The organism is Streptomyces albidochromogenes, from assembly GCF_005981925.1.
Lineage (GTDB): Bacteria > Actinomycetota > Actinomycetes > Streptomycetales > Streptomycetaceae > Streptomyces > Streptomyces albidochromogenes.
In genome coordinates this window covers 1-1,465 of record NZ_VBVX01000604.1, presented here as the reverse complement: position 1 = coordinate 1,465, position 1,465 = coordinate 1, and the positions used below count along the sequence as shown (strand labels likewise).

The following is a 1,465-nucleotide window of genomic DNA, read 5'->3' as shown; positions in this document are numbered from 1 at the left end:
GCGGGCCGGCGTACGAGCACCGCGCCGGGGCCCGGCGTCCGAGCGCCGCGCCCCGGGTACGGCGTCACCCCATCCACCGCTCCGCCAGACCCACCGCCTCCGCGAGGGTGTCCACCACCGGCACGCCGGCCGGCTCCAGGCTGGCCCGGCTGTGCGAGCCCCCGGTGTAGAGCACCGCCCGCGCCCCCACGTGCGCGGCCGCCACCGCGTCGTCGACCGCGTCGCCGATCACGACGAGGCGCTCCGGCGCGACGTCACCGAGCGCCGCGACGTGCCGGGCCATGTGCGCGGCCTTGCTGCCGCCCGAAGGCCCGGTCCGCCCGTCCACCCGTACGAAGTGCCGCTCGATCCCGTACTGCCGCACCACCGGCAGCAGCTGGTCGTGCCCGTACATGCTCAGCAGCGACTGGCTCCGCCCGGCGGCCGCCCACTCCTTCAGCAGCTCCTCCACCCCCTGGGCCAGGGCGCACACCACGCGCAGCTCGGTGTAGTGCCGGTGGAAGGCCTCGTCCATGACCAGCCACTCCGCCTCCGTCGGCAGCCGCCCCATCAGCCGCTCGTAGAAGCGGGGAATGGGCACGCAGTACAGCTCCCGGTACCGCTCCAGCGTGATCGGCTCGATGCCGATCTCCGCGAACGCGGCGTTCGTCGCGCCGATGACCGCACTGATGTCGTCGAGCAGCGTGCCGTTCCAGTCCCAGACCAGATGCGTCGTCGTGTGCTTCCCCATTCCAAGAAGGTACCCACCGGGTACGACAACGCAGTCCCCCGAGTCCCGGCGGCCAATCGGCCGGCAGGGACCGCAGCGGCAGGTCAGCCGATCAAGTGGGGAATCTCCTGCACTCCGAACCACAGCAGTTCGTGGTCCTCGGCCCCGTCCACGGTGAACTGCGCGTCGTCGTCGCCGTGGTCCGCCGCCCCCAGGGCCGCGGCCGCCGCCGTCACGTCCGCCTGCGCGTCGTCCGCGTCGACGTGCACCGCCGCCGCCTTCTTCAGGGGCACCGGGGCGGCGATCCGCACTTCGCCGAGTCCCGCCGCGTCCAGACCCCGGTCCGGGTCGGCGACCGCGTCCCCGTCCGGTACGTCGACGGCCACGACGACCCGGCGCCGGGCAGCGCCGGGGTCCCCGGCCAGCAGGCGCAGCGAGGCGGCGGCGGCGCGGCTGAGCGCGGCGTACTCCAGCTCCTCGATGTCGTCCGAGACGTACCACTCGCGCAGGCCGGGCGTCACGGCGTACGCCGTCAGGGGGCCGGGCCCCAGCTGTCCCGCCTTGTGCGCCTCAGCGAGACCGGGAAGGGTCAGGGGGACGTAGACGCGCATCGGCAGGCCGCTTTCGTAGACGGGAGACGGCCTCAAGGATACGTACGGAGTCCCCCTTCGGGGTGGTGCTCCCCGGTCCCCGCGCCGTCCACCCGACGCGATGGTGATCGGGCCCCCGCCGCTCCAGGGCTGCCCCCCGTCACCC

2 protein-coding genes are annotated in these 1,465 nt (G+C 74.2%); both read right to left on the bottom strand.

Going from position 1 to position 1,465, the window contains the following annotated elements:
• Window positions 1–64: 64 nt before the first annotated feature.
• Complete coding sequence (locus tag E2E34_RS34240; protein WP_138905706.1) at window positions 65–730, bottom strand: HAD family hydrolase; 666 nt, start codon at window positions 728–730, stop codon at window positions 65–67.
• A gap of 83 nt (window positions 731–813) precedes the next feature.
• Entirely contained in the window at window positions 814–1,320 is a 507-nt protein-coding gene (locus tag E2E34_RS34235; protein WP_138905705.1) for a DUF6912 family protein, read from the bottom strand.
• Between the last annotated feature and the right edge of the window lie 145 nt (window positions 1,321–1,465).

Bases quoted from the DNA above. Each gene is read 5' to 3' on its own strand.
- E2E34_RS34240 (WP_138905706.1), bottom strand. From the start codon at position 730: ATGGGGAAGCACACGACGACGCATCTGGTCTGGGACTGGAACGGCACG.
- E2E34_RS34235 (WP_138905705.1), bottom strand. From the start codon at position 1,320: ATGCGCGTCTACGTCCCCCTGACCCTTCCCGGTCTCGCTGAGGCGCAC.